Below are 216 nucleotides of genomic sequence, written 5' to 3'. Positions count from 1 at the left end.
GTTCTGGTTCTGGTTCTGGTCCTGGTTCTGCTTCTGGTTCTGGTTCTGGTTCTGGTTCTGGTTCTGGTTCTGGTTCTGGTTCTGGTTCTGGTTCTGGTTCTGGTTCTGGCTCAGGTTCTGGTTCTGGCTCATTTGTTGATATTATAGTATCTGTATTTTCTCCACCGAAGTCAAGTGTCTGGTCATCAAATTCAGAACCTCGGTCTCTTCCCTCAA

1 protein-coding gene is annotated in these 216 nt (G+C 46.8%); it reads right to left on the bottom strand.

What is annotated here, in order from left to right; translation table 11 throughout:
* Positions 1 to 216 (bottom strand): hypothetical protein (locus CP965_RS14285; RefSeq protein WP_206732312.1); only part of this gene is annotated, 216 nt, incomplete at both ends.

The sequence above is a fragment of the Halarcobacter mediterraneus genome (assembly GCF_004116625.1).
GTDB classification, from domain to species: Bacteria; Campylobacterota; Campylobacteria; order Campylobacterales; family Arcobacteraceae; genus Halarcobacter; species Halarcobacter mediterraneus.
This window is presented reverse-complemented; position numbering and strand designations above follow the sequence as displayed.